This window comes from Cupriavidus alkaliphilus (assembly GCF_900094595.1).
Classification (GTDB): domain Bacteria; phylum Pseudomonadota; class Gammaproteobacteria; order Burkholderiales; family Burkholderiaceae; genus Cupriavidus; species Cupriavidus alkaliphilus.
Window position 1 is genome coordinate 188,203 of sequence record NZ_FMAD01000002.1, and the last position, 20,574, is coordinate 208,776.

18 protein-coding genes are annotated in these 20,574 nt (G+C 67.6%); 16 read left to right on the forward strand and 2 right to left on the reverse strand.

Annotation, left to right across the window (positions count from 1 at the left end; translation table 11 throughout):
• The first annotated feature begins 13 nt into the window (after positions 1–13).
• The 9 genes from ubiB to GA0116996_RS04415 all read left to right on the forward strand — a co-directional run bounded on the left by ubiB (position 14) and on the right by GA0116996_RS04415 (position 9,613).
• Positions 14–1,591: a ubiquinone biosynthesis regulatory protein kinase UbiB gene (gene ubiB, locus GA0116996_RS04375; RefSeq protein WP_092307647.1), complete on the forward strand. Its 1,578-nt coding sequence runs from the start codon at positions 14–16 to the stop codon at positions 1,589–1,591.
• Between the two features lie 36 nt (positions 1,592–1,627).
• Entirely contained in the window at positions 1,628–2,248 is a 621-nt protein-coding gene (locus GA0116996_RS04380) for a methyltransferase domain-containing protein (protein WP_092307649.1), read from the forward strand.
• A gap of 292 nt (positions 2,249–2,540) precedes the next feature.
• On the forward strand, positions 2,541–3,977 hold the full coding sequence (locus GA0116996_RS04385; protein ID WP_092307651.1) for a high affinity choline transporter 1: 1,437 nt from the start codon (positions 2,541–2,543) through the stop codon (positions 3,975–3,977).
• 167 nt (positions 3,978–4,144) lie between these two features.
• Positions 4,145–4,480: an FmdB family zinc ribbon protein gene (locus GA0116996_RS04390; protein WP_092307653.1), complete on the forward strand. Its 336-nt coding sequence runs from the start codon at positions 4,145–4,147 to the stop codon at positions 4,478–4,480.
• A gap of 13 nt (positions 4,481–4,493) precedes the next feature.
• Entirely contained in the window at positions 4,494–5,216 is a 723-nt protein-coding gene (locus GA0116996_RS04395; RefSeq protein WP_092307655.1) for a DUF502 domain-containing protein, read from the forward strand.
• Between the two features lie 65 nt (positions 5,217–5,281).
• Positions 5,282–7,090: an aspartate--tRNA ligase gene (gene aspS, locus GA0116996_RS04400; protein WP_092307657.1), complete on the forward strand. Its 1,809-nt coding sequence runs from the start codon at positions 5,282–5,284 to the stop codon at positions 7,088–7,090.
• Between the two features lie 219 nt (positions 7,091–7,309).
• Entirely contained in the window at positions 7,310–8,221 is a 912-nt protein-coding gene (locus GA0116996_RS04405; protein WP_092308380.1) for a hypothetical protein, read from the forward strand.
• Positions 8,222–8,324: 103 nt separating this feature from the next.
• Complete coding sequence (gene nudB, locus GA0116996_RS04410) at positions 8,325–8,834, forward strand: dihydroneopterin triphosphate diphosphatase (RefSeq protein ID WP_092307659.1); 510 nt, start codon at positions 8,325–8,327, stop codon at positions 8,832–8,834.
• Positions 8,831–9,613 carry an endonuclease/exonuclease/phosphatase family protein gene (locus GA0116996_RS04415; protein ID WP_062796766.1) on the forward strand — a complete coding sequence of 261 codons (783 nt, stop codon included), beginning with the start codon at positions 8,831–8,833 and terminating at the stop codon, positions 9,611–9,613. The genes nudB and GA0116996_RS04415 overlap by 4 nt, the downstream gene beginning before the upstream one ends.
• A 20-nt stretch (positions 9,614–9,633) precedes the next feature.
• On the opposite strand, the gene mobB is transcribed toward GA0116996_RS04415, so the two are convergent.
• The gene (mobB, locus tag GA0116996_RS04420; RefSeq protein ID WP_092308382.1) at positions 9,634–10,164 is read right to left on the reverse strand and encodes a molybdopterin-guanine dinucleotide biosynthesis protein B; all 531 of its coding nucleotides are present in this window, start codon (positions 10,162–10,164) and stop codon (positions 9,634–9,636) included.
• A gap of 90 nt (positions 10,165–10,254) precedes the next feature.
• Here mobB and clsB point away from each other — a divergent pair, with 90 nt between their 5' ends.
• From clsB to GA0116996_RS04455, 7 genes are all read left to right on the forward strand, one after another.
• Positions 10,255–11,601 carry a cardiolipin synthase ClsB gene (gene clsB, locus GA0116996_RS04425; RefSeq protein ID WP_092307661.1) on the forward strand — a complete coding sequence of 449 codons (1,347 nt, stop codon included), beginning with the start codon at positions 10,255–10,257 and terminating at the stop codon, positions 11,599–11,601.
• A gap of 348 nt (positions 11,602–11,949) precedes the next feature.
• The gene (locus GA0116996_RS04430; RefSeq protein ID WP_025583452.1) at positions 11,950–12,540 is read left to right on the forward strand and encodes a TetR/AcrR family transcriptional regulator; all 591 of its coding nucleotides are present in this window, start codon (positions 11,950–11,952) and stop codon (positions 12,538–12,540) included.
• A 75-nt stretch (positions 12,541–12,615) separates the two neighbouring features.
• Positions 12,616–14,403 (forward strand): acyl-CoA dehydrogenase C-terminal domain-containing protein, encoded by a 1,788-nt coding sequence (locus GA0116996_RS04435; protein WP_092307663.1) that lies wholly within the window; start codon positions 12,616–12,618, stop codon positions 14,401–14,403.
• A 76-nt stretch (positions 14,404–14,479) separates the two neighbouring features.
• The gene (locus tag GA0116996_RS04440) at positions 14,480–16,903 is read left to right on the forward strand and encodes a 3-hydroxyacyl-CoA dehydrogenase/enoyl-CoA hydratase family protein (RefSeq protein WP_092307665.1); all 2,424 of its coding nucleotides are present in this window, start codon (positions 14,480–14,482) and stop codon (positions 16,901–16,903) included.
• Between the two features lie 21 nt (positions 16,904–16,924).
• The gene (locus GA0116996_RS04445) at positions 16,925–18,124 is read left to right on the forward strand and encodes an acetyl-CoA C-acyltransferase (RefSeq protein ID WP_092307667.1); all 1,200 of its coding nucleotides are present in this window, start codon (positions 16,925–16,927) and stop codon (positions 18,122–18,124) included.
• 117 nt (positions 18,125–18,241) lie between these two features.
• Positions 18,242–19,198 carry a DegV family protein gene (locus GA0116996_RS04450; protein WP_092307669.1) on the forward strand — a complete coding sequence of 319 codons (957 nt, stop codon included), beginning with the start codon at positions 18,242–18,244 and terminating at the stop codon, positions 19,196–19,198.
• Between the two features lie 20 nt (positions 19,199–19,218).
• Positions 19,219–19,995, forward strand: coding sequence for an enoyl-CoA hydratase (locus GA0116996_RS04455; protein WP_092307671.1), 777 nt, complete (start codon positions 19,219–19,221; stop codon positions 19,993–19,995).
• A 137-nt stretch (positions 19,996–20,132) separates the two neighbouring features.
• Here GA0116996_RS04455 and GA0116996_RS04460 read toward each other — a convergent pair whose 3' ends face one another.
• A complete protein-coding gene (locus GA0116996_RS04460; protein ID WP_062796782.1) occupies positions 20,133–20,537 on the reverse strand; it encodes an acyl-CoA thioesterase in 405 nt (134 codons plus the stop codon).
• Positions 20,538–20,574 lie beyond the last annotated feature (37 nt).

Here is a 20,574-nt window from a genome sequence, read left to right on the forward strand (position 1 = left end):
TGAAGACTCCCGAATGACCCGCCTCCTGCGCCTTGGCAAGATCCTTTTCGTCATCCTCTACTACGGCCTGGACGAGCTGGTGCTCTCGGGCTTCAGCAGCCGCAGGATCCGCTTCCTGGTACGGGTCATCACCATCGGCCGCAAGCTCGACATGCCGCGCGGCGTGCGGCTGCGGCTGGCGCTGACGCGGCTGGGCCCGATCTTCGTCAAGTTCGGCCAGGTGCTGTCGACCCGGCGCGACCTGATGCCGCCGGACATTGCCGACGAACTCGCCAAGCTGCAGGACCAGGTGCCTCCGTTCGATTCGGCGGTGGCTGTCAGGATCATCGAGCGCTCGCTCGGGCGGCCGCTGGACCAGCTGTTCGAGACCTTCGAGCACCAGCCGGTGGCCAGCGCCTCGATCGCGCAGGTGCACTTCGCCACGCTCAAGGGCGGCCCCTGCCACGGGCGCGAAGTCGCGGTGAAGGTGCTGCGCCCCGGCATGCTGCCGGTGATCGACAGCGACCTGGCGCTGATGCGCGACATGGCCACCTGGCTGGAACGCTTCTGGGCCGACGGCAAGCGCCTGAAGCCGCGCGAGGTGGTGGCCGAGTTCGACAAATACCTGCACGACGAGCTCGACCTGATGATCGAGGCGGCCAACGCCAGCCAGCTGCGCCGCAACTTTGCCGATACCAACCTGCTGCTGGTGCCCGAGGTGTTCTGGGACTGGTGCAGCAGCACGGTGTTCGTGATGGAGCGCATGCACGGCATCCCGATCTCGCGCACCGAATCGCTCAAGGCCGCCGGCGTCGACATGCACCAGCTGGCGGAGGAGGGCGTCGAGATCTTCTTCACCCAGGTGTTCCGCGACGGCTTCTTCCATGCCGACATGCACCCGGGCAACATCCTGGTGTCGGTGCAGCCCGAGACCTTCGGCCGCTATATTGCGCTGGACTTCGGCATCGTCGGCGCGCTGTCGGAATTCGACAAGAACTACCTGGCGCAGAACTTCATCGCCTTCTTCCGCCGCGACTACCACCGCGTGGCGCTGCTGCACGTGGAGTCCGGCTGGGTTCCGCCCGAGACCCGCGTCGAAGAACTGGAAAGCGCGGTGCGGGCCTGCTGCGAGCCGTACTTCGACAAGCCGCTGAAGGAAATCTCGCTGGGCATGGTGCTGATGCGGCTGTTCCAGACCTCGCGCCGCTTCAACGTCGAGATCCAGCCGCAGCTGGTGCTGCTGCAGAAGACCCTGCTCAATATCGAAGGCCTGGGCCGCCAGCTCGATCCGGACCTGGACCTGTGGAAGACCGCCAAGCCGTTCCTGGAACGATGGATGCACGAGCAGGTCGGCTGGCAGGGCGCGTGGGAGCGGATCAAGGTAGAGGCGCCGCTGTGGGCCAAGATGCTGCCCGACTTCCCGCGCCTGGCGCACCAGTTCCTGGAGCGGCGCGCGCTCACCAGCAACGGCGAGCAGGACAAGCTGCTGGCGATGCTGGTGCTGGAGCAGCGCCGCACCAACCGGCTGCTCGGCACGGCGGTGCTGCTGGTGGGCGGCTTTGTCGCCGGCATCGTGCTGACCCACGTGCTGGGCTGGTCGGGCTACTGGTAGGCGCAGGTCAATAGAACAACGGACGGAGGCAGACCCATGAGCGATACCACCAGGCCAGTGCCCAGCTTCGCCACGCGCGATGCCGGGGATCCGGCGTTCTGGGACGAACGTTTCAAGGAGGGCTTCACGCCCTGGGACCTGGGCGGCGTGCCCGAGGAATTCCGCCGCTTTATCGAAGGCCGCGCACCGTGTCCCACGCTGGTGCCGGGCTGCGGCAACGGCTGGGAGGCCGCCTGGCTGTTCGAGCGCGGCTGGCCGGTGACGGCGATCGACTTCTCGCCGCAGGCGGTGGCGTCGGCGCGGCGCGCGCTCGGGCCGGCCGGGGCGGTGGTGCATCAGGGCGATTTCTTTGCCTTCACGCCGCAGCCGGCGTGCGAACTGATCTACGAGCGCGCCTTCCTGTGCGCGCTGCCGCCGGCGCTGCGCGCGGCCTATGGTGCGCGCGTGGCCGAGCTGCTGCACCCGGCCGGGCTGCTGGCTGGCTACTTCTACCTGGGCGAGAACCGCGGCGGGCCGCCGTTCGCGATGCCCCAGGCGGAGCTCGATGCGCTGCTGGCGCCGGCCTTCGAGCGCATCGAGGACCGGCTCTCGGCCGCGCCGCTGCCGGTGTTCCAGGGGCAGGAGCGATGGCAGGTATGGCGCCGGCGCGGCGTCTGAAGCCATCCCCGGCCGGCCGCCCTGTGGCGAAGGCGGTGCCCCCGCGTGGCGCATTCGCGCCAGCGGGGAATTTTTTTCGCCCGTGCCGGTCTGCGTCGCTATAATCCGCGTTTTGATTCGGCTACGACCGCGGGCCCCCGCCGCGTTGCCCGCCTCGTCGGGACAGCGCCAGGCACCCCGATATGCGGCCCCGACCGATGAATTGGACTCCGGGCCCCGTGCGCCACCCCGCGCCCAGCCGCCCGGCATTCGGTTTCTCGCCACAAGGGCACCTTCTGCATAGGGCAGCGGCATGCTGATCTGGTTTGTCATCATCTACTGGGTAATCTCGGTCGGCATCGGCCTGTGGGCGGCGCTGCGCGTGCGCAACACCACCGATTTCGCCGTCGCCGGGCGCAGCCTGCCGTTCCACATCGTCACCGCCACCGTCTTCGCCACCTGGTTTGGCTCGGAGACGGTGCTGGGCATCCCCGCCGTGTTCCTGAAGGAAGGCCTGTCCGGCGTGGTGTCCGATCCGTTCGGGTCATCGCTGTGCCTGATCCTGGTGGGCCTGTTCTTTGCCCGGCCGCTGTACCGGATGAACCTGCTGACCATCGGCGACTACTACCACAACCGCTATGGCCGGCTGGCCGAGGTGCTGACCACGCTGTGCATCGTGGTCTCGTACCTGGGCTGGGTGGCGGCGCAGATCAAGGCGCTGGGGCTGGTGTTCTATACCGTGTCGGACGGCGCGCTGTCGCAGGAGGCCGGCATGATGATCGGCGCGGCCAGCGTGCTGGTCTATACGCTGTTCGGCGGCATGTGGTCGGTGGCGATCACCGACTTCATCCAGATGATCATCATCGTGATCGGCATGATGTATATCGGCTACGAGGTCAGCGGCCAGGCCGGCGGCGTCACCGCGGTGGTGTCGCACGCGGCCGCGGCCGGCAAGTTCGAATTCTGGCCGGCGCTTGACTTCGTGCAGATCATCGGCTTTGCCGCGGCGCTGTTCACCATGATGCTGGGGTCGATCCCGCAGCAGGACGTGTTCCAGCGGGTGACTTCGTCGCGCACCGAGCAGATCGCCGGGCGCGCCTCGGTGCTGGGCGGCGTGCTGTACTTCGGCTTCGCCTTTATCCCGATGTTCCTGGCGTACTCGGCCACGCTGATCGATCCGGGCATGGTGGCCAGGTACATCGACACCGACTCGCAGCTGATCCTGCCGCAGCTGATCCTGCAGCACGCGCCGATGTTCGCCCAGGTGATGTTCTTCGGCGCGCTGCTGTCGGCGATCAAGAGCTGCGCCTCGGCGACGTTGCTGGCACCGTCGGTGACCTTTGCCGAGAACATCCTGCGCCCGTACTTCCGCCATCTCGACGACAAGCAGTTCCTGCGCGTGATGCAGACCGTGGTGCTGGTGTTCACCACGCTGGTGACGCTGTTCGCGCTGAATTCGCACCTGTCGATTTTCCATATGGTCGAAAATGCCTATAAGGTCACGCTGGTGTCGTCCTTCGTGCCGCTGGCCTTCGGCATGTTCTGGAAGCATGCCACCCGCCAGGGCGGGCTGGCGGCCATCCTGCTGGGCCTGTCGTCCTGGCTGACTTGCGAGATCGCCTTTGCCGATGCCGTGGTGCCGCCGCAGATGGTGGGGCTGCTGTTCTCGATCAGCGGCATGGTGATCGGTTCACTGCTGCCGCAGTGGATTGCAGATCACGCGCCGGTCAAGGAAGTCCATATCGCCTGACGGCGCGGGGGATGCCACCCCCCTTATTTCCGCCGATCAGGCAGCCCCGGAACGGTTTATAATTCAAGGCTTTGCATCGCCGCGCGGGATATTCCCGCACCGCCGCCACGGCTCGGGGCGATGCCTGTCCTGGTACCGATTCCCAAGTTTTCTCGCGAAATAACACCATGCCGATCTATGCCTACCGTTGCGACGCCTGCGGCCACGGGCGCGATGTGCTGCAGAAAATGAGCGATGCCCCGCTGACGGACTGCCCGTCGTGCGGCGCCGCCGGCGCGTTCAAGAAGCAGCTGACCGCTGCCGGCTTCCAGCTCAAGGGCTCGGGCTGGTACGTGACCGACTTCCGCGGCGGCAGCGGCGGCGCCAGCGCGCCCGCGGCGACCGGTGGCGCCGCGGCTGCGGCCAGCGCGCCGGCGGCGGCTGAATCGTCGTCGGGCGGCACCGCTGCGGCAACCTCGGCCCCGGCCGCCGGCGGCTGCGGCAGCGCCTGCGCCTGCCACTGAGCCGGACCCGCCCGTGGTAGCCAAGAAGACTTCCGCTCTCAAGACCTGGTTCCTGACCGGGCTGCTGGTGCTGGTGCCGCTGGGCATCACGCTGTGGGTGCTCAGCCTGATCATCGGCACGATGGACCAGAGCCTGGCGCTGCTGCCGGAAGCCTGGCGGCCGGACCGGCTGATGTTCGGCAAGCGCGTGACCGGCCTGGGCGCGATCCTGACGCTGCTGTTTATCCTGCTGGTCGGGCTGCTGGCGCATAACTTCATCGGCCAGCGCCTGGTGCGCTGGTGGGAAGCGCTGCTGGGCCATATCCCGGTGGTGGGGCCGATCTACACCAGCGTCAAGCAGGTCTCGGACACGCTGCTGTCGTCGTCGGGCAATGCCTTCCGCAAGGCGCTGCTGGTGCAGTACCCGCGCGAGGGCTCGTGGACCATCGCCTTCCTGACCGGGCGCCCCGGCGGCGACGTGCAGAACCACCTGCAGGGCGAATACGTCAGCGTCTACGTGCCGACCACCCCCAATCCGACCTCGGGCTTCTTCCTGATGATGCCCAAGGCCGACACCATCGAACTCGACATGACCGTCGACGCCGCGCTCAAGTACATCGTCTCGATGGGCGTGGTGGCACCGGCGGAATTGCCGCGCAAGAACGGCAGCGCGCCCCGGCCGGCTGCCCCGTCCAGTGCGGCCAGTCCGGCCGGCAGGTCCAGCAGCGAGGAACCGGTCCGGACGACCGATCCTTGAGCCTCCAAACTGATCACGGGCTGCCCGATCGCATCGGGCAGCCGCGTTTTACCGGGAATCTCCTTATGTCCTCCATGCGTACTCACTACTGCGGTCTGGTGACCGAACAATTCTCGGGCCAGGAAGTGGCCCTGACCGGCTGGGTCCAGCGCCGCCGCGACCATGGCGGCGTGATCTTCATCGACCTGCGCGACCGCGAGGGCCTGGTGCAGGTGGTGTGCGACCCGGATCGCCCCGAGATGTTCAAGGCCGCGGAAGAGATCCGCAACGAGTTCTGCATCCGCGTCACCGGCAAGGTGCGCCCGCGCCCGTCCGGCACCGAGAACGCCAACCTGACCTCGGGCAAGATCGAGGTGCTGTGCCACGAGCTGACGGTGCTGAACCCGTCGGTCACGCCGCCGTTCCAGCTCGATGACGACAACCTGTCGGAAACCACCCGCCTGACGCACCGCGTGCTCGACCTGCGCCGCCCGCAGATGCAATACAACCTGCGCCTGCGCTACAAGGTAGCGATGGAAGTGCGCAAGTTCCTCGACGCGCAGGGCTTCATCGACATCGAGACCCCGATGCTGGGCAAGAGCACGCCCGAAGGCGCGCGCGACTACCTGGTGCCGTCGCGGGTGAACCCGGGCCACTTCTTCGCGCTGCCGCAATCGCCGCAGATCTTCAAGCAGATGCTGATGGTGTCGGGCTTCGACCGCTACTACCAGATCACCAAGTGCTTCCGCGACGAAGACCTGCGCGCCGATCGCCAGCCCGAGTTCACGCAGATCGACTGCGAGACCTCGTTCCTCACCGAGCAGGAGATCCGCGACCTGTTCGAGGACATGATGCGCACGGTGTTCAAGAACGCCATCGACGTCGACCTCGACGCCAGGTTCCCGGTGATGGAGTTCCGCGAGGCCATGGCCCGCTTCGGCTCGGACAAGCCTGACCTGCGCGTCAAGCTGGAATTCACCGAGCTGACCGAGGTGATGAAGGACGTCGACTTCAAGGTGTTCTCGGGCCCCGCCAACAGCGACAACGGCCGCGTGGTCGGCCTGCGCGTGCCGGGCGGCGGCGCCATCTCGCGCGGCGAGATCGACGCCTACACCCAGTTCGTCGGCATCTACGGCGCCAAGGGCCTGGCCTGGATCAAGGTCAACGAAGTGGCCAAGGGCCGCGACGGGCTGCAGTCGCCGATCGTCAAGAACCTGCACGACGCCGCCATTGCCGAGATCCTGAAGCGCACCGGCGCGCAGGACGGCGACATCATCTTCTTCGGCGCCGACAAGGCCAAGGTGGTCAACGACTCGATCGGCGCGCTGCGCCTGAAGATCGGCCATTCGGACTTCGGCAAGGCCAACGGCCTGTTCGAGGACGCCTGGAAGCCGCTGTGGGTGGTGGACTTCCCGATGTTCGAGTACGACGAGGAAGACGCGCGCTGGGTGGCGATGCACCACCCGTTCACCAGCCCCAAGGACGAGCACCTGGAATACCTCGAGACCGACCCGGGCAAGTGCCTGGCCAAGGCCTACGACATGGTGCTGAACGGCTGGGAAATGGGCGGCGGCTCGGTGCGGATCTTCCGTTCGGACATCCAGAGCAAGGTGTTCCGCGCGCTCAAGATCAACGACGAGGAAGCCCGCGCCAAGTTCGGCTACCTGCTCGACGCGCTGCAGTACGGCGCGCCCCCGCACGGCGGCCTGGCCTTCGGCCTGGATCGCATCGTCACGATGATGGCCGGCGCCGACTCGATCCGCGACGTGATCGCCTTTCCCAAGACCCAGCGCGCCCAGGACCTGCTGACGCAGGCGCCGAGCTCGGTCGACGAGAAGCAGCTGCGCGAGCTGCATATCCGCCTGCGCGCCGCCGAGCCCAAGCCCAACGCCTGACGGTCCCGGGTGGCTCTGGCCGCAAGAAAGCCGCGCGATTGCGCGGCTTTTTTTCTTTATGCGCAATGCCGGCACCCGGCGCATTGGTTTCGATTTGTTACCGGTCGGAACGATGGGGGCGGCAGGCCGGTCTTCTCCCTTTGATCCGTAATTCGACACGCAATTTGCCGAGGGGCCCTGTCATGAAGGTTCCCGGCACTCGGGAGGAAATTCGTGAACCTGAACCTGGATACCGAACTGATCCGCCAGTTCCTGCTGGCTCACCAGGAAACCATCCTGACCTGGCTGGCCGCGGGACTGATCATGATGCTGCTGGCCCGTTTCGAGCTGCGCCGCGCCCAGCGCCGCGCGGCGCAGGCCATGTCCGAATCGGTGGCCACCACGGTGGCCGCGTGCGTGCCGGATATCGCCCATGCGGTGCAGGCGGCGTCGCCCCAGGCGGCGGCCGAACCGGTCGAGATGCAGCGCGCCGAAGCCTTGCGCCGGCTGGCGCTGGACACCGTCGGCGTGGTGATGACGCGCGGGCGCTGGCTGGACGAGCTCGGCAACCTGCGCCTGGCCGACGACGCCCTGCTTGCCGGCCAGCGCGCCGACGGCGCCGATCCGCTGCTGGTGGTGGCGCCGCAACCGGTGGTGCAGGCCTACCTCGATGCGCAGCGCGTGTTCGAGGACGAGGCCGCGCAGGTGCAGGCCCTGCGCCGCGACGCCCAGCGCGTGCAGGAGGCGCTGCAGGCGCTGGACGCCGAGGTCGCCCATATCGAGCAGGAAACCGGCAGCATCGTGCTGCGCTTCGAGCAGGTCAACGCGCAGGCGGCGCAGGGCATGGATGGCGGCGATTACCAGCGCTTCCTGATCCAGAAGTACAACACGCTGGGCCAGCGCGAGAAGGAAATCGCGCAGGAGCGCACGCGGCTGCAGGGCGAAGCGCGGCTGCGCGCCGAGGCCCTGGCCACCCACGCGCATGCCGCCTCCAAGCGCTACCGCCACGCGCTGGCGCCGCTGATGGAGCAGCTGCGCGCGGCCTGGGGCCATGGGGAATCGCCGCAGGTGTTCGACACCTGGCAGCGCCACGGCAGCACCGAGCCCTACCTGGCCCCGCACGGCATGCAGGGCGCGCGCAGCGCCGCCTGATCCGCCCGGAAGTTGCGGCGCCCGCGCGCAGGCGCCGCGGCGCTTTCCCGTGGCAAGCGCGCGCGCCTGCGCTATCCTTGGGTTTGTCCTTTGGCCCAGACCCATGTCCTACAAGATCCCGGAATCCGTGCTGGTGGTGATTTACACGCCAGATCTTCAAGTCTTGCTGCTGGAACGCGCCGATCGCCCGGGGTTCTGGCAGTCCGTCACCGGCAGCCTCGACACCCTGGACGAACCCCTGGCCCTGACCGCCGCGCGTGAAGTCGCCGAGGAAACCGGCATCATCGCCGGCGAGCATCAGCTGACCGACTGGGGTCATGCCATCCAGTACGACATCTACCCGCAGTGGCGCCACCGCTACGCCGAAGGCGTGACGCGCAATACCGAGCACTGGTTCGGCCTGCGCGTGGCCGAGGCGTTGCCGGTGACGCTGGCGCCACGCGAGCACCTGCAATACAAGTGGCTGCCATGGCAACAGGCGGCGCAGCAATGCTTTTCCAGCAGCAATGCCGACGCCATCCGCCAGCTGGCGTGGCGCGCGGGCGTTGCCGGCGCGCCGGGCCCGACGGAAAGCGATGCCAGCCGCCACGCGGCCGTCGGAGGGCAGCCATGAAGCTGCGCGTGGTCACCTACAACATCCACAAGGGAGTGACCGGCATCGCGCGGCGCCCGCGCATCCAGAACGTGCGTGCCGGCCTGCACGCGATGGACGCCGACATCGTCTTCCTGCAGGAAGTGCAGGACCGCAACGACCGCCTGGTGGCCGCGGCGCTGTTCGATCCGGAGCACACCCAGCTCAACTACCTCGCCACCGACGCCTATCCGCATTCGGTCTACGGCCGCAATGCGGTCTACGACTACGGCCATCACGGCAACGCGATCCTGTCGCGTCATCCGATCCTGATGTCCGAAAACCTCGACATCTCCGATCACCGCTTCGAGCAGCGCGGCCTGCTGCACGCGGTGGCGGACGTGCACGGCGTCGAGACCCACCTCATCTGCGTGCATTTCGGCCTGTTCGCGCGCAGCCGCGCGCGCCAGGCCGAGGCGCTGGTCGAGCGGGTGCAGAACGTGGTGCCGGCCGGCGTGCCGCTGGTGATCGCCGGCGACTTCAACGACTGGAACCACCGGCTCGATGCGCAGATCTGCAATACGCTGGGCGCGGTCGAAGCGTCGCACGCGCGCGGCGCGCGGCTGCATACCTTCCCCAGCCATATGCCGTGGTGGCAGCTCGACCGCATCTATGTGCGCGGCTACGAGATCGAGCGCGCCCACGCGCTAACCGGCCGCGACTGGGCGCAACGCTCCGACCACGTGCCGCTGGTGGCGGAACTGGGCCATCCGCTGGGCGAAATGGTGGAGCGGGACGCGCCCGCCGACAAGGCTGCGTGAGGACCTGGTCCGGCACGCAGTCAGGCGGTGCCGCCGTCGCCGGCGGGCGGGGAATAGTCGCGGATAAAGGCGAACACCGCCTGCGCATCGTTCAGGTCCAGCACCGGCAGCGTGGTCATGGCGGCGACGGTGGCGGGGTCATCGGTTGCGACCGCCACCACGCCCGGCACCTCGTCCCACAGCGGCGCACGTCCCAGCGCGGGGCGGAAGACTTCCAGCTTGGGGAAATCGCTGCGCTTGTAGCCCTCCACCAGCACCAGGTCGGTATCGGGCGGCAGCACCGCGAGCGCATCGTCTAGTTCCGGCGAAGGCACGGCTTCGGGGTAGTGGCGCATCAGCGTCAGGTGGCGCGCGCCGACCAGCACGACGTTGGCGCAGCCGGCCGCGCGCATGCGCCACGAATCCTTGCCGGGCGTGTCGGGATCGAAGCCGTGGTGGGTGTGCTTGACGCCGGCCACGCGCAGGCCGGCGCCGACGAAGCAGGGGATGAGCTGGTCCAGCAGCGTGGTCTTGCCGCTGCCGGACGAGCCGGTAATGCCGAATACCTTCACCATGGTTTCCGTAGGGGCGTCGGGAGTCTGCCTGTACGCCGGTATCGGCGCAGCGCATCGGCATCGACGATAGCAGAGTTCCGCGCGCCAATGTGCAGGCGGCGCCTTGCGCGCCGCAAACTGTCCGATAATCACGGCATGTCACGGATCTCCCACTCCGCCCAGGCCGAGGACGCCCCGGTGCACGACACCGCCACCACCGGCGAGCCGACCTATCGCCACCACATGCTGCGCTGGGCCTGGCGCCGCGGCAGGCCCACCACCGGCAACACGGTGCGGCTGCTGCACGGCGGCCAGGACTTCTTCCCGGCGCTGATCGCCGCCATCGACCAGGCCGCGTTCCAGGTCATGCTGGAAACCTATATCTATGCCGACGACGAGGTCGGCCGCGCCGTTGCCGATGCGCTGATCCGTGCCGCCGCGCGCGGGGTCGCGGTGCGCGTGACGGTGGACGGCTTCGGCGCCGGCGACATGCCCGCCGAGCTGGCCGGGCGGCTGCGCGCGGGCGGCGTGCGGCTGCGCGTCTACCGTGCCCTGCGCGGCTTCCGCCTGGCGCGGCGCCACCTGCGCCGGCTGCACCGCAAGCTCGCCGTGATCGACCGCCACATCGCCTTTGTCGGCGGCATCAACATCATCGACGACCACAACCACGGGCCCTTCGAAGGCGCCAACCTGGGGCCGCGCTACGACTTCGCGGTGCAGGTCAGCGGGCCGCTGGTGGACCGCATCGCGCTGTCGTCCGAGCGCCTGTGGTGGCGGCTGTCGCTGCGCGAGGCGCGCGGCAGCGAGCGCGCCGCCACGGTCGCCGACTACCCGCTGGTGACCGACCTGCCGCCGCGCCCCGAAGCGAGCGGCGGCATCCGCGCCGCGCTGCTGCTGCGCGACAACCTGCGCAACCGCCGCACCATCGAGCGCGAATATCTGCGCGCGCTGGGCGCGGCGCGCCACGACGTGATCCTCGCCAACGCCTACTTCCTGCCCGGCCACAAGATGCGGCGCGCCTTGCTGGCGTGCCGCGAGCGCGGCGTGCGCGTGCGGCTGCTGCTGCAGGGCATGGTCGAATACCGGCTGCAACACTACGCCACCCATGCGCTCTATGCCTCGTTGCTCGAGGCCGGCGTCGAGATCTACGAGTACGCCGAGAGCTTTTTGCACGCCAAGGTCGGCGTGGTCGACGAGGCCTGGGCCACGGTCGGGTCGAGCAACATGGACCCGTTCAGCCTGCTGCTCGCGCGCGAGGCCAACGTTGCCGTTTATGATGCGGCCTTCGCCGCTGAACTGCGCGAAGCGCTGGAGCGGGCCATTGCGCACCGCAGCGTGCGCGTGCTGCCCGATGTGCACGCGCGGCGCTCGCCGCTGCACCGGCTGGGCAACTGGGCGGCCTATATGCTGCTGCGCCTCGGCGTGATCATCGCCGGCGTCACCGGCCGCTACTGAAACGCCGCGTTGCCCGGTGTGCGTTTGCTGCCATGCGGCAACGCCAATGCTGAAACCGGTTGCAGCATCGCGGCTGGCGGACATGCTGCATTGCAGTCCGTTTAGAAACAGCGGTCTAATTAAAAGCTTGATGGGCAGGTGCCGCGCCAGAATAATCTGAACGACCGTTCTTTTTTGGCTTAGACTGCGTGCATTCGCGGTATGCACCGGCAAATCCGCCGGCCGCCCGCAAGCAATGAATGCAACGTCAGGGTCATACGCGGAGCCGCGACAGGCCCCGCAGAACGGAGAAAAAACATGCGACACCAGTCAGCCCGTCTCGAATCCGCCGCCTCGTCACCCTCGCCCATGCGCAAGGGCGAGATGACGCGCGTGGCGATTCTGGATGCCGCACTGGAATTGTCGTCCCGCGACGGGCTCGAAGGTCTGACCATCGGGCTGCTCGCGGAACGCATGCAGATGAGCAAGAGCGGCGTTTTCGCGCATTTCGGTTCGCGCGAGGACCTGCAGGTTGAGGTGGTGCGGGAGTATCACCGCCGGTTCGAGCAGGAGGTGTTCTATCCCTCGCTGCAGGAGCCGCGCGGACTGCCCCGGCTGTGGTCGATGGTGCGGCGCTGGATGGAGAAGCGCATCCAGGAAGTGACGACGGGATGCATCTACATCAGCGGCGCGGTGGAGTACGACGACCGTGCCGGCAGCCTGGTGCGTGACGAGCTGGTCAAGAGCGTCACCATCTGGCGGGCAGCGTTGACCCGGGCCATCAACCAGGCCAAGGAAGAGGGGCATCTGCGCGCGGACTGCGATCCGCGCCTGATGCTGTTCGAGATGTACAGCCTTGAACTAGGCTTGCATCATGACGCCCGTTTCCTGCGCCTGCCTGACAGCGCCGAGCTTGCCATGGTCGCGCTCAACAAACTGATTCAGTCTTACCGTACCTGAGGTCGCCCGGTCGGGCCGTCGCGCGCAAGCGGGACGGGCGGCGTGGCGGCATCGCACAACTCCAAGGAGTCTCTGATGGGCCAGTACACCGCACCGTTGCGCGACATGCAGTTCGTGCTCCATGAACTGCTCGGCGCCGAAGCCGAACTCAAGGCGATGCCGCCGCACGCGGACATCGACGCGGACACCATCAACCAGGTCATCGAGGAAGCCGGCAAGTTCTGCGCGGACGTGGTGTTCCCGCTCAACCAGGTGGGCGACCGCGAAGGCTGCACCTACGTCGGCGACGGCGTGGTCAAGGCGCCCACCGGCTTCAAGGAAGCCTACCAGCAGTATGTCGAGGCCGGCTGGCCGGCGCTGGCGTGCGATCCCGCTTTTGGCGGCCAGGGCCTGCCGATCGTGGTCAACAACGTGGTCTACGAGATGCTGAACTCGGCCAACCAGGCCTGGACCATGTACCCGGGCCTGTCGCACGGCGCCTATGAGGCCCTGCACGCACACGGCACCCCCGAGCTGCAGCAGACCTACCTGCCCAAGCTGGTGTCCGGCGTGTGGACCGGCACCATGTGCCTGACCGAGCCGCATTGCGGCACCGACCTGGGCATCCTGCGCAGCAAGGCCGAGCCCCAGGCCGACGGCTCCTACCTGATCACGGGCACCAAGATCTTCATCTCAGCCGGCGAGCACGACCTGGCCGAGAACATCATCCACCTGGTGCTGGCGCGCCTGCCGGACGCGCCCGCCGGCACCAAGGGCATTTCGCTGTTCGTGGTGCCCAAGTTCATCCCCGATGCCAGCGGCAACCCGGGCCAGCGCAACGGCATCCAGTGCGGCTCGATCGAGCACAAGATGGGCATCCACGGCAACGCCACCTGCGTGATGAACCTGGACGGCGCGCGCGGCTGGATGGTGGGCGAGCCCAACAAGGGCCTGAACGCCATGTTCGTGATGATGAACGCCGCGCGCCTGGGCGTGGGCGCGCAGGGCCTGGGCCTGACCGAGGTGGCGTACCAGAACTCGGTCGCCTACGCCAAGGACCGCCTGCAGATGCGCGCGCTGACCGGTCCCAAGGCGCCCGAGAAGGCCGCCGACCCGATCATCGTGCACCCCGACGTGCGCCGCATGCTGCTGACCCAGCGCGCCTACGCCGAGGGCGGCCGCGCCTTCAGCTACTGGACCGCGCTGCAGATCGACCGCGAGCTGTCGCACCCGGACGAGGCCGTGCGCAAGCAGGCCGGCGACCTGGTCGCGCTGCTGACGCCGGTGATCAAGGCGTTCCTGACCGACAACGCCTTCACCGCCACCAATGAGGGCATGCAGGTGTTCGGCGGCCACGGCTACATCTCCGAATGGGGCATGGAGCAATACGTGCGCGACGCCCGCATCAACATGATCTACGAAGGCACCAACACCATCCAGGCGCTGGACCTGCTGGGCCGCAAGATCCTGGGCGACATGGGCGCCAGGATGAAGGCCTTCGGCAAGATCGTGCAGGAATTCGTCGAGGCCGAAGGCACCAGCGAAGCCATGCAGGAGTTCGTCAACCCGCTGGCCGACCTGGGCGACAAGGTGCAGAAGCTGACCATGGAAATCGGCATGAAGGCGATGGGCAACGCCGACGAAGTCGGCGCCGCCGCGGTGCCGTACCTGCGCGTGGTGGGCCACCTGGTGTTTGCCTACTTCTGGGCCCGCATGGCCAAGGTCGCGCTGGAGAAGCAGGGCAGCGGCGACAAGTTCTACACCGCCAAGCTGGCCACCGCGCGCTTCTACTTTGCCAGGCTGCTGCCGGAAACGGCCGGCGAGATCCGCAAGGCGCGCGCGGGTTCGGCGTCGCTGATGGCGCTGGACGCAGACCTGTTCTGAGTCGACTCTATCCGCCGTTCCCGCCCGGGAACGGTGGCCTTGCATCTGTCTAACGCTCACTAATCCAGGAGCGAGCATGTCCAATTTCATCGTCAAGAAAGTCGCCGTGCTGGGTGCCGGCGTCATGGGCGCGCAGATTGCCGCCCACCTGATCAACGCGCGCGTGCCGGTGGTGCTGTTTGACCTTCCCGCAAAAGAAGGCCCCAAGAACGGCATCGCCCTGCGCGCCATCGAGAACCTGAAGAAGCTGTCGCCCGCGCCGCTGGGCCTGAAGGAAGAGGCCGGCCTGATCCAGGCCGCCAACTACGAAGACGATATCGCGCTGCTCAAGGAATGCGACCTGGTGATCGAGGCGATCGCCGAGCGCATGGACTGGAAGCACGACCTGTACAAGAAGGTCGCGCCGCACCTGGCCTCGCACGCGATCTTTGCGACCAACACTTCTGGCTTGTCGATCACCGCGCTGTCCGACGGGTTCGATGCGGACCTGAAGTCGCGCTTCTGCGGCGTCCACTTCTTCAACCCGCCGCGCTACATGCACCTGGTCGAGCTGATCCCGACCGCGACCACGCAGCCGCAGATCCTCGACCAGCTGGAAGCCTTCCTGACCACCACGCTCGGCAAGGGCGTGGTGCGCGCCAAGGACACGCCCAACTTCATCGCCAACCGTGTCGGCATCTTCTCGATCCTGGCGGTGTTCGCCGAGGCCCAGAAGTTCGGCATCCCGTTCGACGTGGTCGACGACCTGACCGGTTCCAAGCTGGGGCGCGCCAAGTCCGCCACCTTCCGCACCGCGGACGTGGTCGGTCTCGACACCATGGCGCACGTGATCAAGACCATGCAGGACAACCTGCACGACGACCCGTTCGCGCCGGTCTACCAGACCCCGGCGGTGCTCAAGGGCCTGGTCGACGCGGGCGCGCTCGGGCAGAAGACCGGCGCCGGCTTCTACAAGAAGGAAGGCAAGGCCATCAAGGTGCTCGATGCCAGCACCGGCCAGTACGTCGATGCCGGCAAGAAGGCCGACGAGATCGTGGTGCGCATGCTGAAGAAGGAACCGGCCGAGCGTATCCGGCTGCTGCGCGAGTCGACCAACCCGCAGGCGCAGTTCCTGTGGGCGGTGTTCCGCGACGTGTTCCACTACATCGCCGTGTACCTGGAGCAGATCGCCGGCTCGGCCGCCGATATCGACCTGGCGATCCGCTGGGGCTTCGGCTGGAACTCGGGTCCGTTCGAGGACTGGCAGGCGGCCGGCTGGAAGCAGGTGGCCGAGTGGGTCAAGGAAGACGTCGAGGGCGGCAAGGCGCTGTCGGGCGCGCCGCTGCCGGCGTGGGTATTCTCCGGCCCGGTTGCCGACAACCGGGGTGTGCACGCGGCGGCAGGCTCGTGGTCGCCCGCGACGCAATCGTTCGTCGCGCGCAGCACGCTGCCGGTGTACCAGCGCCAGGCCTTCCGCGCCGCGATCCAGGGCACCGCCGCTGCCGATCCGCGCAAGGCCGGCCGCACCGTCGAAGAGAACGATGCGGTGCGCATCTGGGTGGGCGAGGGCCAGGACGATGTGCTGGTGGTCTCGTTCAAGAGCAAGATGAACACCATCGGGCCGGACGTGATCGACGGCCTGACCCGCGCCATCGACCTGGCCGAAGCCGGCTACAAGGGCCTGGTGGTGTGGCAGCCGACCTCGCTGCAGCTGGGCGCGCCGGGCGGCCCGTTCTCGGCCGGCGCCAACCTGGAAGCGGCGATGCCCGCCTTCATGATGGGCGGCGCCAAGGGCATCGAGCCGTTCGTGAAGAAATTCCAGGACGGGATGATGCGCGTGAAGTACGCCGCGGTGCCGGTGGTGTCGGCGGCGTCGGGCATCGCGCTGGGCGGCGGCTGCGAGTTGATGCTGCATTCGGCTGCGCGCGTGGCCGCGCTCGAAACGTATATCGGCCTGGTGGAGGTCGGCGTGGGCCTGGTCCCGGCCGGCGGCGGGCTGAAGGAAGCCGCGCTGGCCGCTGCACGCGCCGCGCAGGCGGCAGGCAGCACCAACTACCTGCAATTCCTGACCAGCCGCTTCCAGAGCGCGGCGATGGCCAAGGTATCCGCATCGGCACTGGAAGCGCGCCAGATGGGCTACCTGCAGCCGTCCGACAAGGTCGTCTTCAACGTGCATGAGCTGCTGCACGTGGCGCAGAACGAAGTGCGCGCGCTGGCCGACGCCGGTTACCGCGCGCCGCTGCCGGCGCTGGTCCCGGTGGCCGGCCGCTCGGGCATCGCCACCATCAAGGCATCGCTGGTCAATATGCGCGACGGTGGCTTTATCTCCGCGCATGACTTCCTGATCGCCACCCGCATCGCCGAAGTGGTGTGCGGCGGCGACGTCGAGGCCGGCTCGCTGGTCAGCGAAGACTGGCTGCTGACGCTGGAGCGCAAGGCCTTCGTCGACCTGCTGGGAACCGGCAAGACGCAGGAGCGCATCATGGGCATGCTGCAGACCGGCAAGCCGGTGCGCAACTAATCAGGCTAGCGAGGAACCGAGATCATGAAACAACTGCAAGACGCATATATCGTTGCGGCCACCCGCTCGCCGATCGGCAAGGCGCCCAAGGGCGCGTTCAAGAACACGCGCCCGGACGACCTGCTGGCCACCATCCTGAAGTCCGCGGTGGCACAGGTGCCGGACCTGGACCCGAAGCTGATCGAGGACGCCATCGTCGGCTGCGCCATTCCCGAAGCGCAGCAGGGCCTGAACGTGGCGCGTATCGGCGCGCTGCTCTCGGGCCTGCCCAACACCGTGGGCGGCATCACCGTCAACCGCTTCTGCGCCTCGGGCGTCAGCGCGGTGGCGATGGCGGCCGACCGCATCCGCGTGGGCGAATCCGATGTGATGATCGCCGCCGGTATCGAGTCGATGAGCATGGTGCCGATGATGGGCAACTCGCCGTCGATGTCGCCGGATATCTTTACGCGCGACGAGAACGTGGGCATTGCCTACGGCATGGGCCTGACCGCCGAGAAGGTGGCGCAGCAATGGAAGGTCAGCCGCGAGGACCAGGACGCGTTCTCGCTCGCTTCGCACCAGAAGGCCATCGCGGCGCAGCAGGCCGGCGAGTTCAAGGACGAGATCACGCCGATCGAGATCGTCGAGCGCTTCCCCGACCTCGCCAGCGGCCAGGTCAGCGTGAAGACGCGCACCATCTCGCTGGATGAAGGCCCGCGGCCTGAAACCTCGCTGGAAGGCCTCGGCAAGCTGCGCCCGGTGTTTGCCAACAAGGGCAGCGTCACCGCCGGCAACAGCTCGCAGACCTCGGACGGTGCCGGCGCGCTGATCCTGGTTTCGGAAAAGATCCTCAAGCAGTTCAACCTGGTGCCGCTGGCGCGCTTCGTCTCGTTCGCGGTGCGCGGCGTGCCGCCCGAGATCATGGGCATCGGTCCGAAGGAAGCGATCCCGGCCGCGCTGAAGGCCGCCGGCCTGACGCAGGACCAGATCGACTGGATCGAGCTGAACGAGGCCTTCGCCGCGCAATCGCTGGCCGTGATGCGCGACCTGGATCTCGATCCCGCCAGGGTCAACCGCATGGGCGGCGCAATCGCGCTGGGCCATCCGCTCGGCGCCACCGGTGCGATCCGCTCGGCCACGGTGGTGCACGCGCTGCGCCGCCACAACCTGAAGTACGGCATGGTCACCATGTGCGTCGGCACGGGCATGGGCGCCGCAGGCATCTTCGAGCGCGTATAAACGCGCCTGCGGGACGGTTTCCCGGGGGGACCGTCCCGCCCTTCTGTCAGGTGAAGAGAGCAGTACCGGGGGCTGCCGCCCGCGAGCGCGGGTCACCAGCAGGGAGGAGACAACAATATGCAGGAGACAGCCATCCTGGCCGATGCCGCGTGCGATTTGCCGCGCGACATCATGGCCGCGCTGAAGGTCCACACCATTCCGTTCCGCATCCGCGCGGGCGAACGCTTTGTCGCCGACACGCGCGACGAAGACGCGCTGCCCACGCTCTACCGGCAATACCTGGTCGGCCGCCAGGACCACTACGCCGAATCCATTCCGCTGCTCGAACGCGAGCTGGAAGAACACCTGCTGCGCAATGTGGTCACGCAATGCGACCGCGCCATCCTGCTCACCATCGCCAGCGCGCGCAGCAAGCTGTATGCGCATGCGAGCGGCGCCGTGATCGGCACCGTGGCCCGCAGCGTGCGGTTGCGCAAGCAAGCCGGCCGCTCAGGGTTGTTCGACCTGACCGTGATCGACACCGGTGCCATTGGTCCGGGCCAGGCGCTGATCGTGCGAGAGGCCGCGCGCATGGCCATCGGCGGCGCCAGCCCGCAGGCAGTGAGCGAGGCTGTTGAAACGCGCCTGCGCGATGCCGCCCACATGTTCCTGGTGCCGGACGAACTGCTTTACATGTACACCCGCGCGCGCCAGAAGGGCGAGGGCAGCATCACCTGGGGCCGCTACATGATGGGCAGCGCATTCAATATCCGGCCGGTGGTGCGCATGCATCGCGGCCATACCGAAGCCATCGCCAGGGCGCGCGGCTCGGAAGAGGGCGCACGCCGCGTGCTGGAGCATGCCGGGCAATGTATCCGCGCAGGTGACCTGCTGGTGCCGGCGATTTCGGTCTGTTACGCCGGGCCCCTCGATGACGTGCGGGCGATGCCGGCCTACCAGTCGCTGGCACAGGTCGCGCGCAGCCAGGGCGTCGAGCTGATGCTGGCGCCGATGAGCCTGACGGTGGCGCTGAATGTCGGTGCGCGGGCATTCGGCCTTAGCTATCTTTCCGCATCGCCGCCACCTTTCGAATAAATCCCACAGACGAGGACACCATGAGCATCCGTACCAGCATCGAGCAGGGCATCCTGACGCTCGAATTCGACCGCATCGACAAGAAGAATGCCATCACCGCGGCGATGTACCAGTCGCTGGCCGACGCGCTGCGCGCGGCCGAGACCGACCGCAATGTGCGCGTGATCCTGCTGCGCGGCAAGCCTGAGATCTTTACCGCCGGCAATGACCTGGAAGACTTCATGCAGCGCCCGCCGACGGCGGGCGAGGGCGCGGAGCAGGCGCCGGTGTTCCAGTTCCTGTACCAGATCAGCCATGCCAGCAAGCCCATCGTCGCGGCGGTCAGCGGTGCGGCGGTCGGCGTGGGCACCACCATGCTGCTGCATTGCGACCTGGTCTACGCGTCGGACACGGCCAAGCTGTCGCTGCCGTTCGTGCAGCTGGGGCTTTGCCCCGAGGCGGCGTCGAGCCTGCTGTTGCCGCGCCTGGTCGGTTACCAGCGCGCCGCCGAGAAGCTGATGCTGGGCGAGGCGTTCAGCGCGCAGGAAGCGCTCGAGATCGGCCTGGTGACGCGTGTGCTGCCGGGGGCGGAACTGCACGACGTCGCGCTGCAGCAGGCGCGCAAGCTGGCGGCGCTGCCGGCTTCGTCGCTGCGCGAGACCAAGCGGCTGATGAAATCGGGCGCGGTGGCTGAAGTGGAAAAGCAGATGGCCGACGAAGGCGCGGTGTTCCGGCGCATGCTGGTGGCACCGGAGGCGAAGGAGGCGTTCAGCGCGTTCTTCGAGAAGCGGAAGCCGGATTTCTCCAAGTTTGAGTGAGTGGCTGCGACTGAGTGGAAGAGGAGAGCGGTGTCTGATGCGCCCACGCCGCTCGAGCTTGCCTTAGCAAGGTGTTCTCCCTCTCCCGCAAGCGGGAGAGGGGGCACACCCATCGACGATCAGGAGCCGTCAGACCCTCAAGCCGTCGGCAACACCCGCGGCTGCCGCGACTCGTCCGTCGCCACATACGTCAACGTAGCCTCCGTCACCTTGACGATCTCGTTGCTGTGCCGCATGCGCTGCGCATAGACCTCGACCTCGACCGTGATCGAGGTGCGGCCGGTCTTGACGATGTCGGCGTAGAAACTTACCAGGTCGCCGACGAACACCGGGTGCTTGAACAGGAAGGAATTGACCGCGACGGTGGCCACGCGCCCTTGCGCGCGCTCGACCGCCGGGATCGAGCCGGCGATATCCACTTGCGACATGATCCAGCCGCCGAACACGTCGCCATGTACGTTGGCGTCCGCGGGCATCGGCACCACGCGCAGGGCGGGATTCTTGCCGGCGGGCAGGGCGGGGACGGTATGGGGAGCGTTCATGACGGTATGCGGGTGGACTTCCGAAGAGGGGCGCCGG

What these genes read in the sequence shown, in the direction of transcription:
- clsB (WP_092307661.1), top strand. Translation starts at nt 10,255, where the DNA reads ATGTGCAGGCGGCGCCTTGCGCGCCGCAAACTGTCCGATAATCACGGC.
- GA0116996_RS04460 (WP_062796782.1), bottom strand. Translation starts at nt 20,537, where the DNA reads ATGAACGCTCCCCATACCGTCCCCGCCCTGCCCGCCGGCAAGAATCCC.
- nudB (WP_092307659.1), top strand. Translation starts at nt 8,325, where the DNA reads ATGTCCTACAAGATCCCGGAATCCGTGCTGGTGGTGATTTACACGCCA.
- GA0116996_RS04415 (WP_062796766.1), top strand. Translation starts at nt 8,831, where the DNA reads ATGAAGCTGCGCGTGGTCACCTACAACATCCACAAGGGAGTGACCGGC.
- GA0116996_RS04435 (WP_092307663.1), top strand. Translation starts at nt 12,616, where the DNA reads ATGGGCCAGTACACCGCACCGTTGCGCGACATGCAGTTCGTGCTCCAT.
- GA0116996_RS04455 (WP_092307671.1), top strand. Translation starts at nt 19,219, where the DNA reads ATGAGCATCCGTACCAGCATCGAGCAGGGCATCCTGACGCTCGAATTC.
- GA0116996_RS04450 (WP_092307669.1), top strand. Translation starts at nt 18,242, where the DNA reads ATGCAGGAGACAGCCATCCTGGCCGATGCCGCGTGCGATTTGCCGCGC.
- ubiB (WP_092307647.1), top strand. Translation starts at nt 14, where the DNA reads ATGACCCGCCTCCTGCGCCTTGGCAAGATCCTTTTCGTCATCCTCTAC.
- aspS (WP_092307657.1), top strand. Translation starts at nt 5,282, where the DNA reads ATGTCCTCCATGCGTACTCACTACTGCGGTCTGGTGACCGAACAATTC.
- GA0116996_RS04440 (WP_092307665.1), top strand. Translation starts at nt 14,480, where the DNA reads ATGTCCAATTTCATCGTCAAGAAAGTCGCCGTGCTGGGTGCCGGCGTC.
- GA0116996_RS04385 (WP_092307651.1), top strand. Translation starts at nt 2,541, where the DNA reads ATGCTGATCTGGTTTGTCATCATCTACTGGGTAATCTCGGTCGGCATC.
- GA0116996_RS04390 (WP_092307653.1), top strand. Translation starts at nt 4,145, where the DNA reads ATGCCGATCTATGCCTACCGTTGCGACGCCTGCGGCCACGGGCGCGAT.
- GA0116996_RS04380 (WP_092307649.1), top strand. Translation starts at nt 1,628, where the DNA reads ATGAGCGATACCACCAGGCCAGTGCCCAGCTTCGCCACGCGCGATGCC.
- GA0116996_RS04430 (WP_025583452.1), top strand. Translation starts at nt 11,950, where the DNA reads ATGCGCAAGGGCGAGATGACGCGCGTGGCGATTCTGGATGCCGCACTG.